Annotated in this window: 21 protein-coding genes; 14 read left to right on the top strand and 7 right to left on the bottom strand. The window is 62.6% G+C overall.

Going from position 1 to position 23158, the window contains the following annotated elements:
* Positions 1-113: 113 nt before the first annotated feature.
* The 4 genes from NKH17_RS03815 (at position 114) to amaB (ending at position 4648) form a co-directional block, all read left to right on the top strand.
* The gene (locus NKH17_RS03815; protein ID WP_254817006.1) at positions 114-1235 is read left to right on the top strand and encodes a DNA topoisomerase IB; all 1122 of its coding nucleotides are present in this window, start codon (positions 114-116) and stop codon (positions 1233-1235) included.
* A gap of 85 nt (positions 1236-1320) precedes the next feature.
* Positions 1321-1695: a YciI family protein gene (locus NKH17_RS03810; protein WP_254817007.1), complete on the top strand. Its 375-nt coding sequence runs from the start codon at positions 1321-1323 to the stop codon at positions 1693-1695.
* Complete coding sequence (locus NKH17_RS03805) at positions 1692-2954, top strand: RNA polymerase sigma factor (RefSeq protein ID WP_352800041.1); 1263 nt, start codon at positions 1692-1694, stop codon at positions 2952-2954. The genes NKH17_RS03810 and NKH17_RS03805 overlap by 4 nt, the downstream gene beginning before the upstream one ends.
* Positions 2955-3136: 182 nt before the next feature.
* Positions 3137-4648 carry an L-piperidine-6-carboxylate dehydrogenase gene (amaB, locus tag NKH17_RS03800; protein ID WP_352800179.1) on the top strand — a complete coding sequence of 504 codons (1512 nt, stop codon included), beginning with the start codon at positions 3137-3139 and terminating at the stop codon, positions 4646-4648.
* Positions 4649-4707: 59 nt separating this feature from the next.
* Here the strand turns inward: amaB and NKH17_RS03795 are convergent, their stop codons facing one another.
* Entirely contained in the window at positions 4708-5571 is an 864-nt protein-coding gene (locus tag NKH17_RS03795) for a hypothetical protein (protein WP_352802047.1), read from the bottom strand.
* A gap of 715 nt (positions 5572-6286) precedes the next feature.
* Between NKH17_RS03795 and NKH17_RS03790 the strand changes: the two genes are divergently transcribed.
* Complete coding sequence (locus tag NKH17_RS03790; RefSeq protein ID WP_352897001.1) at positions 6287-7099, top strand: nucleotidyltransferase family protein; 813 nt, start codon at positions 6287-6289, stop codon at positions 7097-7099.
* A complete protein-coding gene (locus NKH17_RS03785; protein ID WP_352478321.1) occupies positions 7092-7844 on the top strand; it encodes a metallophosphoesterase family protein in 753 nt (250 codons plus the stop codon). Before NKH17_RS03790 ends, NKH17_RS03785 begins: the two co-directional genes overlap by 8 nt.
* A 48-nt stretch (positions 7845-7892) precedes the next feature.
* Here NKH17_RS03785 and NKH17_RS03780 read toward each other — a convergent pair whose 3' ends face one another.
* From NKH17_RS03780 to NKH17_RS03770, 3 genes are all read right to left on the bottom strand, one after another.
* Positions 7893-8072, bottom strand: coding sequence for a hypothetical protein (locus NKH17_RS03780; RefSeq protein ID WP_254817012.1), 180 nt, complete (start codon positions 8070-8072; stop codon positions 7893-7895).
* A 92-nt stretch (positions 8073-8164) separates the two neighbouring features.
* Positions 8165-9778, bottom strand: a complete 1614-nt coding sequence (locus NKH17_RS03775; protein ID WP_352800047.1) for a DHA2 family efflux MFS transporter permease subunit — start codon at positions 9776-9778, stop codon at positions 8165-8167.
* Positions 9775-10878: an HlyD family secretion protein gene (locus NKH17_RS03770; RefSeq protein WP_352896999.1), complete on the bottom strand. Its 1104-nt coding sequence runs from the start codon at positions 10876-10878 to the stop codon at positions 9775-9777. Before NKH17_RS03770 ends, NKH17_RS03775 begins: the two co-directional genes overlap by 4 nt.
* A gap of 349 nt (positions 10879-11227) precedes the next feature.
* Here NKH17_RS03770 and NKH17_RS03765 point away from each other — a divergent pair, with 349 nt between their 5' ends.
* Positions 11228-11659, top strand: a complete 432-nt coding sequence (locus tag NKH17_RS03765; protein WP_254817079.1) for a hypothetical protein — start codon at positions 11228-11230, stop codon at positions 11657-11659.
* A 263-nt stretch (positions 11660-11922) separates the two neighbouring features.
* Here NKH17_RS03765 and NKH17_RS03760 read toward each other — a convergent pair whose 3' ends face one another.
* The 3 genes from NKH17_RS03760 to NKH17_RS03750 all read right to left on the bottom strand — a co-directional run bounded on the left by NKH17_RS03760 (position 11923) and on the right by NKH17_RS03750 (position 14445).
* Positions 11923-13113 (bottom strand): NADH-quinone oxidoreductase subunit D, encoded by a 1191-nt coding sequence (locus NKH17_RS03760; RefSeq protein WP_352896998.1) that lies wholly within the window; start codon positions 13111-13113, stop codon positions 11923-11925.
* Positions 13114-13179: 66 nt separating this feature from the next.
* On the bottom strand, positions 13180-13605 hold the full coding sequence (locus tag NKH17_RS03755) for a hypothetical protein (RefSeq protein WP_254817016.1): 426 nt from the start codon (positions 13603-13605) through the stop codon (positions 13180-13182).
* A 165-nt stretch (positions 13606-13770) separates the two neighbouring features.
* Complete coding sequence (locus NKH17_RS03750; RefSeq protein WP_352478434.1) at positions 13771-14445, bottom strand: DUF2161 domain-containing phosphodiesterase; 675 nt, start codon at positions 14443-14445, stop codon at positions 13771-13773.
* 333 nt (positions 14446-14778) lie between these two features.
* Between NKH17_RS03750 and NKH17_RS03745 the strand changes: the two genes are divergently transcribed.
* The 7 genes from NKH17_RS03745 to apnL all read left to right on the top strand — a co-directional run bounded on the left by NKH17_RS03745 (position 14779) and on the right by apnL (position 23119).
* Entirely contained in the window at positions 14779-15606 is an 828-nt protein-coding gene (locus NKH17_RS03745) for a phosphogluconate dehydrogenase C-terminal domain-containing protein (protein WP_352506281.1), read from the top strand.
* A gap of 264 nt (positions 15607-15870) precedes the next feature.
* Positions 15871-16812 carry a D-ribose ABC transporter substrate-binding protein gene (locus NKH17_RS03740; protein ID WP_023675475.1) on the top strand — a complete coding sequence of 314 codons (942 nt, stop codon included), beginning with the start codon at positions 15871-15873 and terminating at the stop codon, positions 16810-16812.
* Positions 16813-16923: 111 nt separating this feature from the next.
* A complete protein-coding gene (locus NKH17_RS03735; protein WP_352896995.1) occupies positions 16924-17577 on the top strand; it encodes a DUF2291 family protein in 654 nt (217 codons plus the stop codon).
* A complete protein-coding gene (locus NKH17_RS03730) occupies positions 17574-19118 on the top strand; it encodes a sugar ABC transporter ATP-binding protein (RefSeq protein WP_352896993.1) in 1545 nt (514 codons plus the stop codon). The genes NKH17_RS03735 and NKH17_RS03730 overlap by 4 nt, the downstream gene beginning before the upstream one ends.
* The gene (locus NKH17_RS03725) at positions 19115-20179 is read left to right on the top strand and encodes an ABC transporter permease (RefSeq protein WP_352702875.1); all 1065 of its coding nucleotides are present in this window, start codon (positions 19115-19117) and stop codon (positions 20177-20179) included. Before NKH17_RS03730 ends, NKH17_RS03725 begins: the two co-directional genes overlap by 4 nt.
* Before the next feature lies 1 nt (position 20180).
* Entirely contained in the window at positions 20181-21215 is a 1035-nt protein-coding gene (locus NKH17_RS03720) for a Gfo/Idh/MocA family protein (RefSeq protein ID WP_352896991.1), read from the top strand.
* Positions 21212-23119, top strand: coding sequence for a D-apionate lactonase (gene apnL / locus NKH17_RS03715; protein WP_352896989.1), 1908 nt, complete (start codon positions 21212-21214; stop codon positions 23117-23119). Before NKH17_RS03720 ends, apnL begins: the two co-directional genes overlap by 4 nt.
* Positions 23120-23158 lie beyond the last annotated feature (39 nt).

Here is a 23158-nt window from a genome sequence, read left to right as displayed (position 1 = left end):
TGACGCACGTCTTCGTTGCACGGCGGCGGCGATAGGCTGGAACCAAGAGATCAAGAGGCGGTGGAACCCGCAGCCGGCAAGCGGCTTATCTACGGAAATTCCGTGGAGAGGACATGCTGGACAAATCCGGATCGTCGTCTGGCCAATCGGCTGTGAGGAAAGCTGCACCAAAGAACGGGGTGCGGCAGAATGGAGCGCCGGAGAACGGCGCGCAAGCCTCGGCCGTTCGGGCCTCGCTCAATTATGTCATCGACACTGAACCCGGTATTCGCCGGCTGCGTTCGGGCAAGGGGTTCTCGTACAAAGGACCCGACGGGCGGATTGTCGACGGGGAGGCGCTGGCACGCATCAAGGCGCTCGCCATCCCCCCGGCCTGGACGGATGTCTGGATCTCGCCGGATGCCGACGGTCACATCCAGGCGACCGGTCGGGACCAGCGCGGGCGCAAGCAATACCGCTATCATCCGCACTGGGCCGAGGAGCGCGACGGCGTCAAATATTCGAGCCTGGTCGCCTTCGCCGAAGGCCTGCCCGAACTGCGGCGGCAGATCGACGTCGATTTGCGCCGTCACGGCCTGCCGCTGGAACGCGTCGTGGCGGCTATAGTCTGGTTGCTCGACAACACGATGATCCGTGTCGGCAATGCCGCCTATGCACGCGACAACAAGAGTTTTGGGCTGACCACGCTGCGGGACCGCCATGTCGACATCAGGGGCTCGAGCCTGCGTTTTGCCTTCGTCGGCAAATCCGGCAAGGAATGGAGATTGAAGCTTGTCGATCGCCGGATTGCCAAGGTCGTGCGCGGAGCGCAGGACTTGCCGGGGCAGAAGTTGTTTCAGTATCTCGACGAGGGCGGAAACAGGCATCCGGTGCGCTCAGACGACGTCAACCGCTATATCAGGGAGAATGCCGGAGCGGAGTTCAGCTCCAAGCACTTCAGAACCTGGGGCGGCACCATTCATGCCGCGTCGCTGTTTGCCCAAACCGAACGTCCCGAAAGCCAGGCGCAGCAAAAGCGGGTGATGAACAATGTCATCGACAAGGTTGCCGAGCGGCTCGGCAACACACGCGCGGTTTGTCGCCAATGCTACATCCATCCGGAAGTGTTCCGCGCCTGGTCCGAAGGACGGCTGCTCGACGAAATGGCGGATGCCAACAAAGGCAAGCGCTCGATCGCCGGCCTCGACGACGAGGAGGCCCTGGTCTTGAGATGGCTGAAGGCGAGAGAAAGCTGACGTCGGACCGCGGCGTATTTTTTTGTCGACGCCATGTCGGCATCGGTCCTAGTGTTTCGTCCTTTGACAGAGAAAAGGACGAACCATGCTCTACGCGATCCTCTGCTATGCCTCTGAAGACGTCGTCTGCTCCTGGAGCAAGGAGCAGGACGATGCCGTCATGGAAAAACTTCTGGGTGTGCAGGAAAAATATGCCCAGGCGGGCCGCCTTGGCCCGGTGGCGCGGCTCTTGCCGACGACCGCGGCGACGACGCTGAGGAAGGTCAAGGGCGAATCGATCGTCATCGACGGCCCGTTTGCCGAAACCAAGGAACAGTTCCTCGGCTTCTACACGCTCGAATGCGCCGACCTCGATGAGGCTGTCGACTTCGCGCGTGAGCTTTCCGAGGTCAACCCGAGCGGCGGCTCCTATGAAATCCGGCCGGTCTCGCTCTTCAATCCCGCCAAGGTTTCCGCATGACCGAACTCGCCTGGATCAGCACGGCAATCAGCACCGCTCGCCCGCAGGTGATGGGGGCATTGCTGCGCTACTTCCGCGACCTCGACGCGGCGGAGGAAGCATTCCAGGACGCCTGCCTCAGGGCACTGAACAACTGGCCGAAAAACGGCCCGCCGCGCGATCCGGCAGCCTGGCTGATCTTCGTCGGCCGTAACAGCGGCATCGATGCGGTGCGCAAGCGCGCCAAGCAGGCGCCGCTGCCGGAGGAGGACCAGATCTCCGACCTGGAAGATGCCGAGAGCGACGTCGCCGAGCGGCTGGACGGGGCGCATTACCGTGACGATATTTTGCGGCTGCTGTTCATCTGCTGCCATCCAGACCTGCCGGCCACACAGCAGATCGCCGTGGCGTTGCGCATCGTCTCCGGCCTGACGGTCAAGCAGATCGCCCGCGCCTTCCTCGTCGGTGAAAGCGCGATGGAGCAGCGTATCACGCGCGCCAAGGCGCGTATCGCCGACGCCGGGGTGCCGTTCGAGACGCCGGGAGCGGTCGAGCGCTCCGAACGGCTCGCCGCCGTCGCTGCCATGGTCTACCTGATCTTCAACGAAGGCTATTCCAGCAATAGCGGCGAGGCATCGGCGCGTGCGCCGCTTTGCGAAGAGGCGATCCGGCTGGCCCGGCTGCTGCTCAGGCTGTTCCAGACCGAGCCGGAGATCATGGGCCTTACGGCGCTGTTGCTGCTGCAGCATGCACGCTCGCCTGCCCGCTTCGACGAGAACGGCGAGATCGTGCTGCTCGAAGACCAGGACCGCAGCCTGTGGAGCCGCAAGATGATCGATGAAGGGCTGGCGCTGGTCGACAAGGCGTTGCGCCATCGCAAGCCCGGTCCCTACCAGGTGCAAGCGGCGATCGCCGCACTGCATGCGCGGGCGGAAAAACCCGAGGATACGGACTGGAACGAGATCGACCTGCTCTACGGTCTGCTCGAGCAGATGCAGCCGTCGCCGGTGGTGACGCTCAACCGCGCCGTCGCGGTCTCCAAGGTGCGTGGACCGGAAGCCGCACTCGCCATGATCGAGCCGCTGGAGGGAAGGCTTTCCGGCTATTTCCATTTCTTCGGCCTCAAGGGCGGACTGCTGATGCAGCTTGACCGCGGCGAGGAGGCGCGCGTCGCTTTCGACCGCGCCATCGCGCTTGCCAATACGGCCGCCGAGGCCGCGCATATCCGCATGCATATCGACCGGCTGATGAAAGAAGGCGCCAAGCAAACGGCGCATTGATCCGACGCCTTCGCCTGGTTCAACGGTCTGACCTTTGCTTAGACCATGCCGGGGTGGCGATTTTTCCTTGAAGCGAGTAATGCCACGCCATGACAGCGCCTGGTGTGCCGACCGGCAGGGGCGGGTATGGCGCAAGGCTTGGCCCGACGCCATATGAGCGACGGGATCTGAAAGGGATGAAAATGACGATTGCGAAGGAAACGGCCGGGCTTCTGGCGAAACTGGGCGTTGCCGAAGGCGCGCTCACGGGCGGCGACCTCATCGTCCGCAGCCCGGTGACCGGCGAGCAGATCGCCGCGCTGAAGACCATCTCGCCGGCCGATGCGACGACGACCATCGACAATGCCTACAAAGCTTTCCTGGCGTGGCGGCAGGTACCAGCTCCCAAGCGTGGAGAACTGGTGCGGCTGCTCGGCGAGGAATTGCGCACACACAAGACCGAGCTTGGCCGGTTGGTATCGATCGAAGTCGGCAAGATCCCATCCGAGGGTCTTGGCGAAGTGCAGGAGATGATCGATATCTGCGATTTCGCCGTCGGTCTTTCCCGGCAACTGTACGGCCTGACCATCGCCACCGAGCGTCCCGGCCATCGCATGATGGAAACCTGGCATCCGCTCGGCGTCGTCGGGGTCATCTCGGCCTTCAACTTTCCGGTGGCGGTATGGTCGTGGAACGCAGCACTTGCGCTGGTCTGCGGCGACGCGGTGGTGTGGAAGCCGTCCGAGAAGACACCGCTGACGGCGCTCGCCTGCGAAGCGATCTTCAAGCGTGCAGCAGAACGTTTCGGCGATGCGCCGAAGGGACTGGCGCCGGTTCTGATCGGCGACCGCGCCGTCGGCGAGATCCTGGTCGATCATCCCAAGGTGCCGCTGGTCTCGGCCACCGGCTCGACGCGCATGGGCAGGGACGTCGGACCACGGCTGGCGAAGCGCTTTGCCCGTGCCGTGCTGGAGCTCGGCGGCAACAATGCCGGCATCGTCTGCCCGACGGCCGATCTCGACATGGCGCTCCGCGCCATCGCCTTCGGCGCCATGGGCACGGCCGGTCAGCGGTGCACGACGCTCAGGCGCCTGTTCGTGCATGAGAGCGTCTACGACCAGCTCGTTCCTCGCCTGAAGAAGGCTTATGAAAGCGTCTCGGTCGGCAATCCGCTGGAGACAAGCGCTCTGGTCGGCCCGCTGATCGACAAGGCTGCCTACGAGAATATGCAGAAGGCGCTGGAGGAGGCGGCTTCGCATGGCGGTAAGATAACCGGCGGAATGCGGGTCGAGAACGGCCATCCCGAGGCCTACTATGTGCGTCCGGCGCTGGTCGAAATGCCGCGGCAGGTTTCGCCAGTAACGGACGAGACCTTCGCGCCCATCCTCTACGTGATGAAATATTCGGACTTCGACGCCGTGCTAGAAGAACACAATGCGGTGGGAGCGGGGCTGTCATCGTCGATCTTTACCCGCGACCTGCAGGAATCCGAGCGCTTTCTTGGCGTCGACGGATCGGACTGCGGCATCGCCAACGTCAATATAGGCACGTCAGGGGCCGAGATCGGCGGCGCCTTCGGTGGCGAGAAGGAAACCGGCGGCGGCCGCGAGAGCGGCTCCGATGCCTGGAAGGCCTATATGCGGCGCGCTACCAATACGGTGAATTATTCCAAGGCGCTGCCGCTTGCGCAGGGCGTGTCGTTCGATATCGATTGAAATGCCAGACCTTCGTCGCGGCGGCTCCAAGGCCGCCACGACCGCGTTCGGCTCGCGGTTCAGCTGGCGTCGGGAGTTACAACACAACTGTCGAAGGCTGCATCGATGATGGCGAGCTTGACCGCCTGGGCGGTCATGTATTCCTGATAGAACTCGCTCGACACCCACATGACCGAATGACCGCGCTGGCCCAGCCAGCCAATGCTGCCAAGTTCCTCGGCAGCGCGCAATTTGCGTGACAGGTGGGTCCGGGAAAGCTTGAGCCAGTTCGCGAAATCCCCGATTGAGACGACACCAGTCGGAATTCGGTCCAGGTCGGCATGATCGGGATCGATGCCGGACATCAGCCAATCCATGACAATGCCGCCATTGTCGAGCCAGGTGAACAAGGAAAAGGTCTGTCTCGGCTCCCGCACGGCATGCGACGAAAGCAGGCCGTCAGCCACCAGCGGCTGCAGTTTGGCGAGCACGTCCGGTTGTGCGACGAATGCTGCCAGTCGAGATCCACCGTCCAGGCTGTCCAGCGTTTTCAGATGAGCCATGACCCAGCCGGCAACCGTCTCCAGAGTGCCCGCGATCGGCTCAAAGGGACGGATGCGCCCGTATTTAATCGGCAGATGCCGGATGAAACCGTAATGCAGCATCTCCTTCAGGAAGGCATCGGCGGTGTTGCGGCTGGCCACCGAATGCCGGCGGATGCCGTCCATGAACCGTGCGGACGTAAGTCCCTTGCGATGGTCGTCCGGCTCTCGATCGAAATACAAGGCAAGGCCGATATGGGCCATCAGCCAGCGTTGCTGCGTGGCGAACACCGAAGCCAGCCGCGGGGTTGCTTCATAGGTCTGGAGCAGCGTCCGCGACTGAGCCTGGACGTGCCGACGCAATGCCGGATGGCTGGCAATGTCTTCAGAAACCAGCGCCATCCCCGCCGAGCCCAACCAAATTTGCAACTGGAAATACCGGTCACAATTTCAGCCTTCGCGGACCGTGTCCAGAGCCGGCTCACCAGGATACGAGCTGAATCTCGCCGGCTAGCAATTACGCGAGTTGGTCGCCGAGGATGCGATCTCGCGAGGCGCTGATCTTGCCGCGCGAGACTAACCTGCTTGAACCCATAATGGTGGCTTCGCCTGGCCAGCCCGCATTCCCCGACGGCGAGGCGGAACCAACACCGGTTTTGCTCGTTGAAGAACGCCGATTGGACTGAGACAGTGAGGAACTACAAAATGGAGAATGGGCTTTTCGCCACGCCGCCTGCAGCGTTCCGAAAAACAGAGTCGGTTTGGCTACGGGCGCTCAAGTGGCTGTTAAGCCGGGTGCGCAGCGCCTCCGACAGCTCCGGAACCATGTTGAAGCCAATCCTTGCTGGACCGGAGGATGATGGCGGGTCCACTCCGCCTCGACGCGTTTGAGCCGATCCCGACGCGTTTGAGGCCGACCGCGCTGCGATTTTGACTCCAAAAATAGCCGCTCACATATTTTTTCTTTTTATGGCCGCCGCCGCAACCGACGCCCATAGCCGCTTCGAAGGCCGGCCACGGCGGCGTGTCGGCCTGATGCAGCAGGCGGGAACCATCGGGCATGCTTGGCTATTAGATACAGGCGGCTGCTGGTCTGCCGAGCCAGGAGCCATTGCTTATGATCATCGATCCCCCACCGAAAAGCGCCATCCCGTTATCAGTTCCGTCGGTCGATCCAAAAGCCGCCCCGACGCCTCGCAATGCCGAAGCGGAGGTCTTTTATATCGAAGCGATCCGCGAGCTTGTCGCGACCGGCATCCCCTTTCTCGTCGCCGGCACCTATGCCGTAAGCGCCTATACCGGGATCACCCGCCCGACCAAGGATCTGGACATTTTCTGCAAGGCCGGCGACTGCGCGCGCATCCTCGCCCATTTCAAGCAGATCGGCTACGCCGTCGTGGTCGAGGACGACCGGTGGCTGGGCAAAGTGTTCAAGGGCACGCATTTTTTCGACGTCATCTTCACCTCGATGAACGGCACAATGCCAGTCGACGACCAGTGGCTGGAGCATGCTCGCCAGGCCGAATTGCTGGGCAGCCAGGTGCGGATCATCGGCCCAACCGAGCTTATCTGGTCCAAATGCTTCATCCAGGACCGCGGCCGCCACGATGGGGCCGACGTCGCGCATACCATCCTCAAGGCGCACGACCAGATCGACTGGCAAAGGCTGCTTTCCTACATGGAAGTCCATTGGGAAGTTCTGCTGATGCATCTCTTGAACTTCCGATGGATCTATCCGACGGAGCGCGACCGGGTGCCCGCGTGGCTGCTCGACGAACTGCTTGACCGGCTGGCCAAGCAGCGCGAATTGCCGCCTTCCCGGATGCGGATCTGCCGCGGGCGCATGCTTTCACGAACCGACTATGAGATCGACGTCAAGCAATGGGGCTTTGCCGACGTTGGCGGTGAAGGAGAATATAGCGATGGCTGACGGGCTCGAATCTGCTTCGGCAAAGGCGGAAAATGGCGGCACTCTCAAGGTCGCCGCCATCGGCGATCTGCATGTCGGCAAGGAGGACCAGGCCTCGTACCGCGACCTTTTCGGCGAGATGTCGCGTGAAGCCCAGGTTCTCGTGCTGACGGGCGACCTTACCAATCTCGGCAAGCCTAGGGAGGCCGAAATCCTTGCCGAGGAACTGCGTGCCTGCACGATCCCGGTCGTCGCCGTGCTTGGCAACCACGACTATGAGTCAGGCGCCGTCGAGCAGGTCACCGATATTCTGCGCCAGGCGGGCGTTCACCTCCTCGACGGCGAGGCGACGGAGATTCACGAGGTCGGGTTCGTGGGGGTCAAGGGTTTCGTTGGCGGTTTTGGGTCGCGCATGCTCGGCTCCTTCGGCGAACCGGCCATCAAGTCGATGGTGGCGGAAAGCGTGAACGAAGCGATGCGGCTTGAAAACGCGATGCGGCAGGTCCGCGCCAAACGCACGCTTGTCGTTCTGCACTACGCGCCGGTCGTCGAGACGGTCGAAGGCGAGCCGCTGGAGATCTTCCCGTTTCTCGGTTCGTCACGTCTGGCCGAGACGATAGACCGGTTCCAGGTCAGCGCGGTTGTGCATGGTCATGCGCATCGCGGCGCTTACGAGGGCCGCACGCCGGGCGGGGCGTCGGTCTATAACGTTGCCATGCATGTCGCCAAGCCGACCGGCCGCCCCTACGCCATGCTCGAAATCTGACAGGCGGCGCCACGGGCGCAGGCAATCGCAGTACACACTGCAGAACGATCACGGCAATTGCCGGCTAAAAGCCGTCCGCTTCGGTGGAATGTCGTTTTCATCCGGGTTGGGAACGGGGTCCTCGTCGGGGAGCCTGTCGGGGTCCGGCTCACGCACGGGCTTGGGATCGGGAATGGGAGGCGGTGGCACCGGCGTCGGTGTCGGCTCGGGTGTGGGAATAGTGGCCATCGTAATCATCTCCTCTTGGCGCAGAACAACGCAACAGGTCGGCTGGTTCCCGGCTTGCCCGTTTTTGAAAACCACACCGTCGCACTTGCCGGTCAGCCCATTTCGGGATTCGGCTGGCTGCCACCCGACTTGCTTGACCGCAGCAGCAGCGCCAGCGGAACCAGCAGGGCGGTTGCCACCGCGCAGTAGCGGAAGACATCGATATAGGCGAGCAGCGTGGCCTGGCGGGCGATCAACTGACCAAGCCAGCCGATCGCCTGCTGCTTCGCCTCGACCATCGGTGAACCCTGGGCGACGAAATGCTCAGTCGCCTGCCGAAGCGCCTGCTGATAGGCGGGCGACGATTGCACGGTGTGGCCGACCAGATTCGATTGATGGATCTGGGAGCTTTGCGAAATGACGGTGTTGGACAGCGAGACGCCGATGCTGCCGCCGATATTGCGTGCAACGTTGATCAGCGCCGATGCCTGGTTGGTCTTCTGCGGGGGCAGGCCGACATAGGCCGCGGTTGAAATGGGAATGAACAGGAACGGCAGCCCGACCATCAGGAAGACACGGGCAAAGGCAAAGAAGCGGAAGCTGGCGTCCGGAGTAAGCGAGGTCATATGCCAAAGGGCCACTGCGACCACCGACATGCCCATCATGATCAGATATTTGGGCTGCACGATGCTGCCTACAAATCCGGACACCGGCATCAAGATCAGCATGGCGATGCCGCCCGGCATCATCGAAAGGCCCGAGAGCGTCGCGGTGTAGGCAAATGTCGTCTGCTGCAGCTGCGGCACGATCTGGGTGGTGCTGAACAGGATAGCACCGACTGCCATCATGACCAGGAACGCCGTGCCGAACTGGCGCGTGAACAATAGGTGCATGTCGACGACCGGATCGCTGCGACTGATTTCCCATGGGATAAGCAGCAGGAACGCGATCGCGGAAATCACTGCGAAAGTGGTGATGAAATTCGAGGCGAACCAATCGTAACGCTGGCCCCGGTCGAGAAAGATCTCCAGGCACCCCAAGGCTATCGCCACCAGGACGAAACCGACCCCATCGATCTTCAGGCCGCCTTTCAGCCGTTCCTTGCGTTCGCGTTCGAGTACGTCCGGTTCGACCAAGAGCCACTGCACCAGCGCCAGCGACAGGATGCCGAACGGCACGTTGATGAAGAAGATCCAGTGCCAGGAGAAATGGTCCGTCAGCCAGCCGCCGATCGTCGGCCCGACCGTCGGTGCGACGATGACCGCAATGCCGTAAAGCGCGAAGGCCTGCGAGCGCTTTTCTGGCGGGAACGTATCGGCAAGGATCGATTGCTCGCTTGGCGCCATGCCGCCGCCGCCGAGTCCCTGAAGGACCCTGAACAGGATGAGCAGTTCCAGGTTGGGCGCCAGTCCGCACAGCAGCGACGCGACGGTGAAGGTCGCAACGCAGAGCATGTAGTAGCGCTTGCGGCCGATGACGTTTGCCAGCCAGCCGCTGACCGGGATGATCACCGAGTTGGCAACGAGATAGGTGGTAATCACCCATGTGCTTTCGTCCATTCCGGCCGCCAGGCTGCCGGCGATATTGCGCAGGGCGACATTGGCGATCGAGGTGTCCAGCACCAGCATGAAAGTGGCGATGGAGACGACGACGGCGATAAGCCAGGGATTGTGCGTCCCGGCGGCGGATCGGCTTTCGCCCTGATTTCTGGCGGTTTCGCCGTTCATCGCACCTTGACCGTCGGCACCACCGACAGGCCGGGACCGAGAAGCACATCCGGCGGCTTGTCGAAGACGATCTTGACCGGCACGCGCTGCACCACCTTGACGTAATTGCCGGTGGCATTTTCAGCCGGCAGGAGGCTGAAGGCGGTGCCGCTGCCGGCCTGGATGCTGTCGACGCGGCCATGGAAGGACTTGTCCGGGTAGGCGTCGATGTCGATCTCGACCGGCTGTCCCTGCCGCATCAGATCGAGCTGCGTCTCCTTGAAGTTGGCCTTCACCCAGACCTCGTCGGGAACGAACATCATCAATACCTGGCCGGGTTGGGCGTAGGTGCCGTTCGCGGCGGAAATGCTCGTTGCGCGCCCGGCTGCGGGTGCTGTGATAGTCGTGCGCGACAGCGTCGTGCGAGCTTGCTCCTGGCTGGCCTTGGCCTGCTCGAGCTGCGCCTCGGCGCTCCTGGCCTGTGCCTGCAAGACCGAAACCTGGCTTTTTGCCGAGGCGACATTGGCCTCGGCGCTGTCCAGCGCGGCCTGGCCCTGACGCAACGTCGATGCCGCCTGCTGCGCCTGCTGCTGCGTTGCCGTGCCCCTGGCCAGGAGTTCGCGGTTGCGTTGATCCTCGGCCTTGGCGAAATCCAGCGCCGCCTTGGCCTGGGCAACCTGCCTCTGGGCAGCGTTCACCTTTGCGTTTTGAGCCTCGACCTGGGCGGTGACATTGACGATTGCGGCCTCGGCCGCAGCGACGCCGGCATTGGCCTGCTTCAGGTTTGCCTGATAGTCGCTGTCATCGATACGCAGGAGGACATCGCCGGCCTGCACATGCTGATTGTCGGTAACCGCCAGCTCGGTAACGCGACCGGCTATTTGCGCGCCGATCGTCACCGTGCGCGCGTCTATGAAGGCGTCGTCGGTCGATTCGTACTGGCGAGCGTTCAGCCACCAGATCGCGATGCCTGCCGCGCCCAGCAACAGCGCAAGTGCTATCGCTGCGGCCGCATAGGGATGGCACCTGGGAAAGCCGAGCAGACCGGCCTTTCGCTGCGAGGCATTCCCGTCGGGCTTTTCCTGCCGGGGCTGTGCCGATCGCCCACGAGATTCTCGCACCCGGGCCGGTTGCTCCCGAGTTTCATTTACAGGCTCGACGTCTCGTTCGACGCTTTGAGGCTTCGTGTCCAACGGAATTGCTTTCAAGACTGATATTGCAGCCGCCGAAGCGAACGCAAAGCCAAACGGCAAGCTTCCGCAAAAGTTCCTGTCCGGAATGCGGTAGTCGGGTTAACGGGTCGACATCGAACCCACCGAGCGGTGCCGGCGCGTTCGAACTAGAGCGCCGTTTCACCGGGTAGGTGATTCATATGCTTCATGTTGCGGCGGTCCGGCCTTGTCAGCGCTCCACGGCGCGATAATTGCTCATAAAGGCGTGGGCAAATTCACCTGTCGACAGGAGCCGACCATGAAACATCAAACACTCGACCAACTGCAAGCCGTCGCGGAAGTTGAGTCCTTCGCGGCGTATCCGGCGATGACTCGAAACCAGCGGATTGAACGTTGGGCGGAACTTCTCGAACAAAATCCGACGCGATGCCTTGGGGCGCTTCCAGGCACCGAATATATGAACAGGGAAGCGCGCGACAGATCGCGTGGTGCTGGAACGCCGCTCACCGTCGCCTTCGAGGATCCGGTTCTGCGTGCCATGGGGCTGAAGGACGATACCTACGGTGAGGCAAAGCGCTTCTTCGAACTGAGCGATCGGCAGTTGCACCAAATCGTTTGCCATTGCCATGTCGGTGCTACGATGCAAGCGCGATGGGCCGCTGCCAGGGTGCGCGGGATAGTCCGCGGCAACAGATTTGTTGCCTGGTTGAAGGGATTGATCGCGCATTGACGCGGTACGAGGGACGGCGGAACACGCGTTCTTTCCGCGCCGTGGAGAGCGCTTCCGAACTTGGAAGGGCACGTGCCACGTCGGGCCGCGCAGATTGTGAAAGTCCTCGACGCTTGGCTGCGCCTAGTCGCGGCCATGCGTCCGTTTTGATGCGAGAATTTGAGTTGGCCCGCCGCAAGTGAGAGCCGTCGTCCGACCGGCGTTCGAGCGCAGTCGAGGCAGGTGCGATCTGGCTAGGATGGACCCGCGACCCTTCGACGTGACTAACGATCGATTTCTCCGAACACGATGTCGAGCGAGCCGATGATCGCGGCAACATCGGCGATCATATGGCCTCGGGACAGGAAATCCATCGCCTGCAGGTGAGCGAACGAAGGTGCGCGGATCTTGCATCGGTAGGGAACATTGCCTCCGTCCGACACGAGGTAGACGCCGAACTCGCCCTTCGGCGCCTCGACGGCGGCATAGACTTCACCGCTCGGCACGCGAATGCCTTCGGTGTAGAGTTTGAAATGGTGGATCGTCGCTTCCATCGAGCGCTTCATCGTGGCACGCGGCGGCGGCGTGATCTTGTGGTTCGGGATCGCGACCGGTCCCTGGCCTTCGGGTGAGCGCAACTTTTCCAGGCATTGCCGCATGATCCGCACCGACTGGCGCATTTCCTCCATGCGTACGAGATAGCGGTCGTAGCAGTCGCCATGCTTGCCGACCGGAATATCGAAATCCATCTCCGAATAGCATTCGTATGGCTGCGCCTTGCGCAAATCCCAGGATGCCCCCGATCCGCGCACCATCACGCCGGAAAAGCCCCAGGCCCAGGCATCATCGAGGCCGATCACGCCGACATCGACATTGCGCTGTTTGAAGATGCGGTTCTCGGTCAACAGCTCGTCGAGATTGTCGCAGACCTTGAGGAACGGATCGCAGAACTTCCAGGTGTCGTCGAGGAGTTCCGGCGGCAGATCCTGATGCACGCCGCCGACCCTGAAATAATTCGCGTGCATGCGGGCGCCGGACGCGCGCTCATAAAAGACCATCAGCTTCTCGCGCTCGGCGAAACCCCAGAGCGGCGGCGTCAGCGCGCCGATGTCCATGGCTTGCGTGGTGACGTTGAGGAGGTGCGACAGCAGCCGGCCTATTTCGCAGAAAAGCACGCGAATGAGCTGTCCGCGTTTCGGAACCGATATTTCGAGGAGCTTCTCGGCGGCGAGACAGAATGCATGCTCCTGGTTCATCGGCGCGACGTAGTCGAGCCGGTCGAAATAGGGCAAGGCCTGCAGGTAGTTCTTGTATTCGATGAGCTTTTCGGTGCCGCGATGCAGCAGGCCGATATGGGGATCGGCGCGTTCCACGATCTCGCCGTCGAGTTCGAGCACCAGCCGCAGGACGCCGTGAGCGGAGGGATGTTGTGGCCCGAAATTGATGGTGAAGTTGCGAACTGCAGCCTCGACCATGATAGTCCTCCGCGATCAGGCGGGCTTTGGTTCCGTGCCGGAGCCGGCTTGTCCGCTTTCAGCCGCTCACGTCGTCGTCTGGATGATCAGCGTCAGCGTGCCGTCGCCGTCGATATTGGCCGCCACGACCTGCGTGGAATTGAGCCCGTTCGCCGCCAGTGCCGATGCCGCCTGCGGCGATGCGTCGATCGAACTTTGCAGGATGCGCAAATCCTCGGCGCTGGTCTGGGTGACGACGGCCTCCGCCTGTGCCTTGATGTCAGGAGGCAGATCCTCCATCGCCACGATTGTCACTGCGGTGAAATTCTGGGCGGAGAAGGCATCGTCCGGTGTAGCCTGGTCGGGAGTGGTCCCTTGGGGCGTGGCTTGCTCCGGCAAGGTTTGCGGCGCCGTCGGCGGCACAGGGGCAAGCTCTGGTCCCACGGATTGCGCATAGACCGGCGAGGCAAGGGCCAGTGCCGAAAGTGTGGCAATTGTCGTCGATAGGCGCATGGCCGTTTCCTTCCGTTTGCTCAGCGGACGATCAATTCGGTGACGACAAAACCATCGTGTCGAAATATGGTTCCGTGACTGAGGTGCTGTCTTGTACTGAGTGCTGTCTGGCCGAAAGCCGTGATTGTCGCGGAGAGCAGGGCGCGAAATCCGGCGTTGCCTGTCTCAGGCAGCGGCGTGGCTGCGATCGGGCTGCGGCCAGCGCTGCAAGGCTTCACGGCCCTGGGCGGTCAGTTCGTAGATCCCGCGATCGGTGCGCGCGAACCAGCGATACACGTTGTGCAGCAGAATCTTAGGTGCGTTCGGCAGGTTGGGCTTCAAGTCACGCGGCCGTTTTGGGCCGTCGGCGAGTGCTGCGGCGCATGCCAATGCCTGCTGGCGATAAGCGGTCATGATCGGCGCACGTGAGCCGCCGCCGGCGACAGGATCGCCCTGCCGACGCCGATGTTCGTCGATTAGTTTCGAGCGGCGCCGGGGATCCCGACGCGGGGCCAATGCCGTCGGGCTGAGCAGCACCTGAACCTCGCCGTTCGGTCGCACGCCAAGCAGGCCAAAGCCGAGCCGACGGCAGAGATTGCGGTATCTCACGTCACTCTCGCGGCCCTTGCCGCGGGCCGACATGCATGCCGCGAGCCAGACCTCGTCGCTCGCCGCCATACGGTCGACGCCCTGGAGGATGAGCTCGAGATTGAACTTCAGCTTCAGCTCGCAGATGACGACGATCGGTGGAGAGTCGGCACTCAGCGCCAGCAGATCGCAGCCGCCGATCTCGCCCTTGACCATAAATCCCAGGCCTTCGAGGAAGGCCTTGACCGGGCTGTAGAGTGAAGTTTCGAGCATGGGCCTTTGTTGGCTGCGAATCATCCCGCCGATCGGCGGTTCAGCGCGATGATCGCTCTTTGCCGTTGAACAGGAGGTAAACGACGGGCAAACAAATGGTCAGAGCAGTGCCGCGGCCGCTTGCGAATTTGGTATGCTGGTATAATGTGTACCTGAGGTAGCATGCTCCGCGTAGCTGCGCTGGACATCGGGCGCCCGAGACATCGTCCAGGCATCGTCATTTGAGCGGCGGCTTCCCCGCGTTTTTTATCCGCCAGCCGGCGGCAATGTGCATACAAGTTAATGGGATGACGATCGTCAGGGCCGTCGTTGGAATTCAGGAGTAACGGATATATGACAACGATTGCGCTGTTTGGTGCAGGCGGCAAAATGGGTTACCGTCTGGCGACCAATTTTCGTGGATCTTCGTATACGATACGCCATGTCGAGGTCAGCGACGCCGGCCGCGAGCGGCTGAAGTCGGGCCTCGGCATCGATGCCGTCAGCGCCGATGAGGCGCTTGATGGCGCCGATGTGGTGATCCTGGCGGTGCCGGACACGCACATCGGCAAGGTTGCGGCGAGTATCGAGAGCAAGCTTGCGTCAGGCACGATGGTCGTCGTGCTCGACGCCGCGGCACCTTTCGCCGGGCATTTGCCGAAGCGGCCGGACCTGACCTATTTCGTCACCCACCCCTGCCATCCGCCGATCTTCAACGACGAGACCGACATGGCGGCCAAGAAGGACTATTTCGGCGGCGTCAAGGCCAAGCAGCATATGGTCAGCGCCTTGATGCAGGGACCGGAGGAGGATTTCGCCAAGGGTGAGGCGATCGCAAAGATCATCTGGGCGCCGGTCATGCGCTCCCATCGCGTCACTGTCGATCAGATGGCCCTGCTCGAGCCCGGCCTTTCGGAAACGGTATGCGCTTCGCTGCTCGTCGTCATGAAAGAGGCGGTCGACGAGGTGGTGGCGCGCGGGGTCGACAAGCAGGCGGCGCTCGACTTCCTGCTTGGTCATATGAACGTGCTTGGCGCCGTCATCTTCGGCGAGACCAAAGGCGTGTTCTCCGACGCCTGCAACAAGGCGATAGAGTTCGGCAAGCCGGTTCTGATGCGCGACGACTGGAAACGGGTGTTCGAGCCGGAGGAGATTGCCGCGAGCATTCAGCGCATCACTTGAGGGCAGCGACGCGTCTTTCGGAACATGTCACCTGAAATTGTCATTGACTCATTATACCAGTTGCCTTAGCTGTTCGATGGATCGGACCGTCAAGCTTCGCAGCAGGCTCAGGGTTGGATGAGTGGAGGGTAGTGGGAAGCGATCCGTCGAAGTGAAGCCGGCAAAGGCTTGTGAATCTGACGCGACCCGCCACCTACGGCCGGCTAGCGAAATCGAATGCATATAGCCTTGGGACAAGGCGCGGATTTTCAACGGGAGGAATACATGAAACTGACACGCAGAATGACGCTTGCGGCTTTCGCCGGCATGCTGGCGCTTGGCACCGCCGCACCCGCCTATGCGGCGGATTTGATCGCCATCATCACGCCCTCGCATGACAATCCGTTCTTCAAGGCGGAAGCTGTCGGCGCGGAGGCCAAGGCCAAGGAACTCGGCTACGAGGCGTTGGTGCTCGTCCATGACGACGACGCCAACAAGCAGTCCGAATTGATCGATACGGCGATCGGCCGCGGCGCCAAGGCGATCATCCTCGACAATGCCGGCGCCGACGCCACAGTCGCTGCGGTGCAGAAGGCCAAGGATGCAGGCGTTCCTTCCTTCCTGATCGATCGCGAGATCAATGCCACCGGCGTTGCCGTCGCGCAGATCGTCTCCAACAATTATCAGGGCGCCCAGCTCGGCGCGCAGGAATTCGTCAAGCTGATGGGCGAGAAGGGTAATTTCGTCGAGCTCGTCGGCAAGGAATCCGACACCAATGCCGGCATCCGCTCCAAGGGTTACCACGACGTCATCGACGACTATCCGGACCTGAAGATGGTGGCGCAGCAGTCGGCCAACTGGAGCCAGACCGAGGCCTACTCCAAGATGGAATCGATCCTCCAGGCCAATCCGGACATCAAGGGCGTGATCTCGGGCAACGACACGATGGCGATGGGCGCCTATGCGGCACTTGCCGCTGCCGGCCGCAAGGACGTGATCGTCGTCGGCTTCGACGGGTCGAACGACGTGCGCGACTCGATAACCTCCGGCGGCATCAAGGCGACGGTCCTGCAGCCGGCCTTCGCGCAGGCACAGATGGCGGTCGAGCAGGCCAACGACTTCATCAAGAACAAGAAGTCTCCGGCCGAGGAAAAGCAATTGATGGATTGCGTCCTGGTCAATGGCGACAATGCCGCCAAGCTGGAGACGTTCGCGCTGACCAACTGAGCCGGCGTAACATCAAGCGCAAGGGACGAGCTCCGGTTCGTCCCTTGCTTCCATTTCGCCCTTGCTTCCATTTCTCTGGGTGCTCCTGACCGCCATGCCGAACGAGCCGACATGTTCAACACGCTGACCCGGCCGATCCTTGTCGTGTCGTTCCTTGCAGCTATAATCAGCCTGACCGCCTGCAAGATCCTGCCGACGCCGTCAGCGGAAAACGGCGGCACTGGCTCGGCCTTCAATCCCGACAAGATGGTCGAGGACATCTGGGCGGCGAAAGCGATACCCTATCTGCAGCAGAAGGCCGGCCCGTTTCCCGAGGTTCATGCTTTGGCGAAGACCGATCCCGCCGCTGCCGGCGCCAAATACGGCAATCCGAAAAAGCAGGCGAATTCGCCGTGGACCTTCGCCGTCCGGCTCGAGGGCAAGGTCGTTGCAGCCAATACACAGTCACGCGCGGCGACAATGGACGTCGATGCCGACGGCGACGGCAAGGCGGATGCGCGGGTGCAGATCGGACCCGCCATGCGCGGTACAGCGCTGCGCGACAGCCTTGACTTCATTCAATTCAACGATTTCACCAACCAGATCGACTTCGCCCAGTTCGGCAAGGCCTTCAACGCCTACGCCGACAAGACCGTGCTTTCCAAGCTGCCGCGCGAGGCACTCCAGGGCCGAAGCGTCAAGATCCTCGGTGCCTATACGCCAGGCAGCGGCCGGGACCTGCCGCTGGTGACGCCGGCGGAGGCAGAGATCGGGCCGAAGCCATGACCGGCGATCAAGACGTCATCCTGAAGCTGGAGGATGTCTCGAAAGTCTATTCCGGCACCGTCGCGGTCAAACGTGCGAATTTCGAGGTGCGCAAGGGTGCGGTCAACGTGCTGGTCGGCGAAAACGGGGCCGGCAAATCGACGCTGATGAAGATCATCGCCGGCGTCGAGCAGCCGACGCTCGGGCGCATTCTGCTGGACGGCGAGGAGGTCTCCTTCTCGTCATCCGGGGACGCGGTAAATCGCGGCATCGGCATGGTATTCCAGGAGCTCAACCTGTTCGGCAATCTGACCGTCGCCGAAAATATTTTTGCCACCCGCGAGATCACCAACCGCTTCCGCAAGATCGACCGCAAAGAGCAGGAGCGCCGCGCGGCGGAATTTCTTGAACGCCTGGAGGCTGGCATACGGCCGGACATGCTGGTCGAGGATCTGCGCATCGGCCAGCAGCAGCTGGTCGAGATCGCCAAGGCGGTTTCGCTCGATGCGCGCATCCTGATCATGGACGAGCCGACCTCGGCGCTCAGCGCGGCGGAAGTCGAGATCCTGTTCAAGGTGATTGCCGACCTCAAGGCGGGCGGCGTGGCAATCGTCTACATCTCGCATCGGCTCGAGGAATTGATCCGCATCGGCGACACCATCACGGTGCTGCGCGACGGGCGCATCACCGGCCAGGCGGAGATGAAAGACGTCGACACCCAGTGGATCGTGCGGCAGATGATCGGCTCGGACGCCAAGGACTTCGCCAAGGCCGACGGCCATGTGCCGGGCGAAGAGATATTCCGCGCCGAGGACATTTGCCTACCGCGCCTCACCGGCGGGCTTGCGGTCGACCACGTCTCGCTGTCGCTGCGCGCCGGCGAGATCCTCGGAATCTACGGCCTGATGGGCGCCGGACGCAGTGAGCTGTTCGATTGCATTATGGGCCGCCACGGCCATTCGACCGGCGCGATATTCATTGCCGGCAAAAAGGTGCACGAGCGCGACACGACGCGGCGCATCCGGCGCGGGCTGGCGCTGATCCCCGAAGACCGCCAACGCGAAGGGCTAGTGTCGCTCCTCTCCGTCGCCAGCAATCTGACTCTGGCCAGCCTGTCGCGGTTCGTGCGCCTGTTCCACATTCGTGGTGCCGCCGAACGACAGGCGGTGACCCAGACGGTGCGCGAACTGGCCATCAAGGTCGCCGATCCGACGCAGGAAGTCTCCTCGCTGTCGGGCGGCAACCAGCAGAAGGTGGTGATCGGCAAGGCGCTGCTCACCGGACCGAAGGTGCTGCTGATGGACGAGCCGAGCCGCGGCATCGACGTCGGCGCCAAGGCCGACGTTTTCCGCACCATGCGCAAGCTGTCGCGCGACGGTCTGGGGATCCTGTTTGCTACCTCCGATCTCGACGAAGTGATGGCGTTGTCCGACCGTATCGCAGTGATGAGCAATGGAAAATTGACCGGTATCTTCGATCGCGCGGAGGCGACTGAGGCCGCGCTCGTCGCTGCCTCGGCCCTCGGCCACGGCCCGGTCCCGCACGGAGAGCAAGGCGCATGACTGACATTCCAGCCAAGGCGGTGGTCAACTCCATTTCGAGCGGCTCGGTCCTGCTGACGCTGATGAAGGCGAGGACGTTCATCGCGCTGATCGCCGTGCTGTTATTCTTCTCGATAGCTGCCCCTAATTTCCTATCGGCCGCCAATCTTATCCTGATGTCGAAGCACGTGGCGTTGAACGCATTCCTCGCAATGGGCATGACCTTCGTCATCATCACCGGCGGCATCGACCTGTCGGTCGGCTCGATCGTCGGCCTGTGCGGCATGGTGGCCGGCTATCTCGTGCTCAACGGCGTCGACCTGCAGGTCGGCTACACCATCTATTTCAACGTCTTCGAGATCGCGCTGATCACGCTTGCCGTCGGCATATTGATCGGCGCCGTCAACGGCTTGCTGATCACCAGGCTTAACGTTGCGCCGTTCATAGCCACGCTCGGCGTGCTCTATGTCGCACGCGGCCTGGCACTGCTGTCGTCCGACGGGCGCACCTTCCCCAATCTCGTCGGCAAGCCGGAGCTCGGCACCACGGGGTTCGGCTTCCTCGGCGCCGGCCGGCTGCTTGGCTTGCCGGTTTCGATATGGATATTGGTCGTCGTCGCACTGGGGGCGGCCTATCTCGCCAGATACACTCCGCTCGGCCGCCATATCTTCGCCGTTGGCGGCAATGAGCGGGCGGCGCGGATTTCGGGCGTCCGCGTCAACATGGTGAAGATGTTCGTCTACATGTTTTCCGGGTTCTGCGCGGCGATCGTCGGGCTGATCATCTCGTCCGAACTGATGGCCTCGCATCCGGCGACCGGAGAGAGCTTCGAACTCAACGCCATTGCCGCGGCAGTGCTCGGCGGCACCTCGATGTCGGGCGGACGCGGCACCATCGGCGGCACCATTGTCGGCGCCTTCGTAATCGGCATCCTTTCGGACGGGCTGGTGATGATGGGGGTGAGCTCGTTCTGGCAAATGGTAATCAAGGGCCTCGTCATCATCGTAGCCGTTGTCGTCGACCAGGCACAGCGCCGGCTGCAGAGCCGTGTCACGCTGATGCAGATGGCAAAGGCCGGCTGACATGGCGGAGCTGCGTGGCGCGCTGATCGGCTGCGGCTTCTTTGCCGTCAACCAGATGCATGCCTGGCGCGACATAGAGAGCGCTTCGATTGCCGCCATCTGCGACCGCGATCCGGACCGGTTAAGGGTCGTCGGCGACCAGTTCGGCATCTCGCGGCGCTATACCGACGCTGCTGCGCTGTTTGCCGGCGAAAGGTTGGATTTCGTCGACATCGCTACCACCGTACCAAGCCACAGAACGCTGGTGGAGATGGCGGCGCAGTATGGCGTTCCGGTAATCTGCCAAAAGCCGTTCGCGCCGTCGCTTGCCGACGCCAAGGCCATGGTGAAAGCCTGCGCCGACGCCGGCGTGCCGTTAATGGTGCATGAGAATTTTCGCTGGCAGTCGCCGATCCAGGCGGTGCGTGCGGTGCTCGACAGCGGCGAAATCGGCACCCCCTTCTTCGGACGGATCTCGTTCCGATCGGCTTATGACGTGTTTTCCGGCCAGCCCTATCTGGCGACCGGAAGGCGCTTCATTATCGAGGATCTAGGCATTCATATCCTCGACATCGCCCGCTTTCTGCTGGGCGACGTCTCGACGGTCACCGCGCGAACGGCGCGCGTCAATCCCGGCATAACCGGCGAGGACGTTGCGACGATGCTGATGGACCACACGGGCGGCGCCACTTCCATGGTCGACTGCAGCTACGCCAGCAAGCTCGCGACAGAGCCGTTCCCCGAGACGCTGATCGAGATCGACGGCAAGGATGGCACGATCCGGCTGGCGCAGGGCTACCGCCTCACCGTCACCGGCAGGAGCGGGACGGTCGTTAGCGACGTCTCGCCGCCGCTGCTGGCCTGGGCATCGCGGCCGTGGCACAACATCCAGGAAAGCGTCGTCGCCATTCAAAAACATTGGGTCGATTGCCTGACCAACGGAACCGAGCCCGCGACCTCGGGCGCGGACAACCTCAAGACATTAGCGCTGGTCGAGGCAGCGTACGCCGGCGCCGCAAGCCGGGAGCCGGTGCAACTCGACGCCTTGCTGAAATGACAGCCGACGCCTTCCTCCTCTACGGCACACGTGCCGTTGAAGCCGAACCGGTCAGGCTGCAAGCCGGCGCGCTGACGGCGGACTTCGTCAACGGCAATCTGCGCACCATTCGGCATGGCGGCACCGAAGTTCTGCGCGCTATCGCCTACATCGTCAGGGATCGCGACTGGGGCACCTACGAGCCGAGACTGGCCGATCTTGCCATCGAACAAAATGCCGAGGCTTTTTCCGTCAGCTATTCGGCAAATTGCCGGGCACCGGACGGCAGCCGGCTCGACTTCCGCGCCACCATCAAGGGCTCCGCCGATGGCAAATTGATCTTCGACGTGAGCGCTCTTCCCGACAGCGATTTCGAAACCAATCGCTGCGGCTTCTGCATCCTGCACCCGATTGCCGGCCTTGCCGGCAGCCCGGTCGCGATCGAGCATACCGATGGCAGCGTGGTCGCAACGCGGCTTCCAGAGTCGATCGATCCCTGGCAGCCTTTCAAAGACCTGCGGGCGATCACCCATGAGGTCCGGCCGGGCGTCACCGCTGAATGCCGGATGGAAGGCGACGTTTTCGAGATGGAGGACCAGCGCAACTGGTCGGATGCCTCCTACAAGACCTATGTCCGGCCGCTCGCGCTGCCATGGCCATACGTGCTGCCTGCCGGCGAGACCTTCCGCCAGACCATCAGCTTGCGGATGGAGGGTGGCGGGAAAGTGCCGGCTGCCGCGGCAAGCGCCGAACCGATTCGTGTCACGCTCGGCCAAGCCGGACCGGTGCTGCCGGATATCGGCGTGATCATCTACCCGGATGAGGTCGAGGCGGCGCTGGGCAAGCTGTCGGTGCTGTCCGAGCTTGGCCCGCAGCAATTGATGTTCCACTATGACCCGACGCGCGGCCACGAGTTCGATGCCTTGCGATCCTACGCCCGGCTCGCCGCCGCCTATCCGGTCCGGACAACGCTCGAATGTGTCATTGCCGGCGACGGCGATCTCGACGCCGAGCTTTCAGGCGTCGCCGACAGGGTGCGGCAGGCCGGGCTCAAGCTTTCGGCCATTGCCGTTTCGCCCTCGGTCGACCGGCAGTCGACGCCACCGGGCAGCGCGTGGCCGCACTGCCCGCCGCTCGAGGACGTCTATGCCGCGACGCGGCGCGCCTTTCCCGACAGCCGCCTCGGCGGCGGCATGTTCAGCTATTTCACCGAACTCAATCGCAAGCGTGTGCCGGCCGATCCGCTCGATTTCGTCACGCATTGTACCTGCCCGATCGTGCACGCCGCCGACGATCTCAGCGTCATGCAATCGTTGGAGGCGCTGCCTTCCATCACAGCCTCGGTGAGGGCGATCTTCGGGGCAAAACCCTATCGGATCGGGCCGTCGACCATTGCCATGCGCCAGAACCCCTATGGCGGTGCGACCAAGGCCAATCCCGACAGTCAGCGCATTGCCATGGCCGACCGCGACCCTCGCCATACCGGGCTGTTCGGAGCCGCATGGACGATCGGCTATGCCGCACGTGTTGCGCCGGCCGAACTGGAAATGCTGACGCTCTGCAGCTTCACCGGACCATTTGGCGTGCTGGCCTCGTCGGGCGAACCTGTCGAAGACGGTACACCCCGGCCGATTTTCCACGCGGTGAAAGGACTTTGCGATCTGGCCGGCCATGCGCATGTAGCGGCGACAACGACCGATGAGAGGCGGGTCCTGGCACTTGCCGGCCGCTCCCAGACAGGCAAGATCATCATCTGGCTGGCGAACCTTACCCCGGTCGACGTTCCGGTCGACGTTTGCGGGCTCGGCTCCGATCAGGGTCCTCTCAAGATTTGGGATGGACGACTGTCACGCCAGATTCCGCGCGATACGTCGGGCCGAGACCATCTTGTGATGACACCTTACGCAATCGTCCGGATCGGCTGAAGTCATTGCCGAGGCTCATGGGTAGCCGCACTTGCGTAG

Origin of the sequence: Mesorhizobium sp. M1334, from assembly GCF_040317995.1 — a bacterium.
Lineage (GTDB): Bacteria > Pseudomonadota > Alphaproteobacteria > Rhizobiales > Rhizobiaceae > Mesorhizobium.
The sequence above is the reverse complement of the archived record's forward strand: the minus strand, read 5'-3'. Positions and strand labels throughout refer to the sequence as shown.

Excerpts from the sequence above, each read along its gene's own strand:
- NKH17_RS03805 (WP_352800041.1), top strand. The coding sequence starts at position 1,692 with ATGACCGAACTCGCCTGGATCAGCACGGCAATCAGCACCGCTCGCCCG.
- NKH17_RS03765 (WP_254817079.1), top strand. The coding sequence starts at position 11,228 with ATGAAACATCAAACACTCGACCAACTGCAAGCCGTCGCGGAAGTTGAG.
- NKH17_RS03735 (WP_352896995.1), top strand. The coding sequence starts at position 16,924 with ATGTTCAACACGCTGACCCGGCCGATCCTTGTCGTGTCGTTCCTTGCA.
- NKH17_RS03785 (WP_352478321.1), top strand. The coding sequence starts at position 7,092 with ATGGCTGACGGGCTCGAATCTGCTTCGGCAAAGGCGGAAAATGGCGGC.
- NKH17_RS03740 (WP_023675475.1), top strand. The coding sequence starts at position 15,871 with ATGAAACTGACACGCAGAATGACGCTTGCGGCTTTCGCCGGCATGCTG.
- NKH17_RS03780 (WP_254817012.1), bottom strand. The coding sequence starts at position 8,072 with ATGGCCACTATTCCCACACCCGAGCCGACACCGACGCCGGTGCCACCG.
- NKH17_RS03815 (WP_254817006.1), top strand. The coding sequence starts at position 114 with ATGCTGGACAAATCCGGATCGTCGTCTGGCCAATCGGCTGTGAGGAAA.
- NKH17_RS03775 (WP_352800047.1), bottom strand. The coding sequence starts at position 9,778 with ATGAACGGCGAAACCGCCAGAAATCAGGGCGAAAGCCGATCCGCCGCC.
- NKH17_RS03760 (WP_352896998.1), bottom strand. The coding sequence starts at position 13,113 with ATGGTCGAGGCTGCAGTTCGCAACTTCACCATCAATTTCGGGCCACAA.
- NKH17_RS03725 (WP_352702875.1), top strand. The coding sequence starts at position 19,115 with ATGACTGACATTCCAGCCAAGGCGGTGGTCAACTCCATTTCGAGCGGC.
- NKH17_RS03755 (WP_254817016.1), bottom strand. The coding sequence starts at position 13,605 with ATGCGCCTATCGACGACAATTGCCACACTTTCGGCACTGGCCCTTGCC.
- NKH17_RS03795 (WP_352802047.1), bottom strand. The coding sequence starts at position 5,571 with ATGGCGCTGGTTTCTGAAGACATTGCCAGCCATCCGGCATTGCGTCGG.
- NKH17_RS03720 (WP_352896991.1), top strand. The coding sequence starts at position 20,181 with ATGGCGGAGCTGCGTGGCGCGCTGATCGGCTGCGGCTTCTTTGCCGTC.
- amaB (WP_352800179.1), top strand. The coding sequence starts at position 3,137 with ATGACGATTGCGAAGGAAACGGCCGGGCTTCTGGCGAAACTGGGCGTT.
- NKH17_RS03730 (WP_352896993.1), top strand. The coding sequence starts at position 17,574 with ATGACCGGCGATCAAGACGTCATCCTGAAGCTGGAGGATGTCTCGAAA.
- apnL (WP_352896989.1), top strand. The coding sequence starts at position 21,212 with ATGACAGCCGACGCCTTCCTCCTCTACGGCACACGTGCCGTTGAAGCC.
- NKH17_RS03745 (WP_352506281.1), top strand. The coding sequence starts at position 14,779 with ATGACAACGATTGCGCTGTTTGGTGCAGGCGGCAAAATGGGTTACCGT.
- NKH17_RS03750 (WP_352478434.1), bottom strand. The coding sequence starts at position 14,445 with ATGCTCGAAACTTCACTCTACAGCCCGGTCAAGGCCTTCCTCGAAGGC.
- NKH17_RS03790 (WP_352897001.1), top strand. The coding sequence starts at position 6,287 with ATGATCATCGATCCCCCACCGAAAAGCGCCATCCCGTTATCAGTTCCG.
- NKH17_RS03810 (WP_254817007.1), top strand. The coding sequence starts at position 1,321 with ATGCTCTACGCGATCCTCTGCTATGCCTCTGAAGACGTCGTCTGCTCC.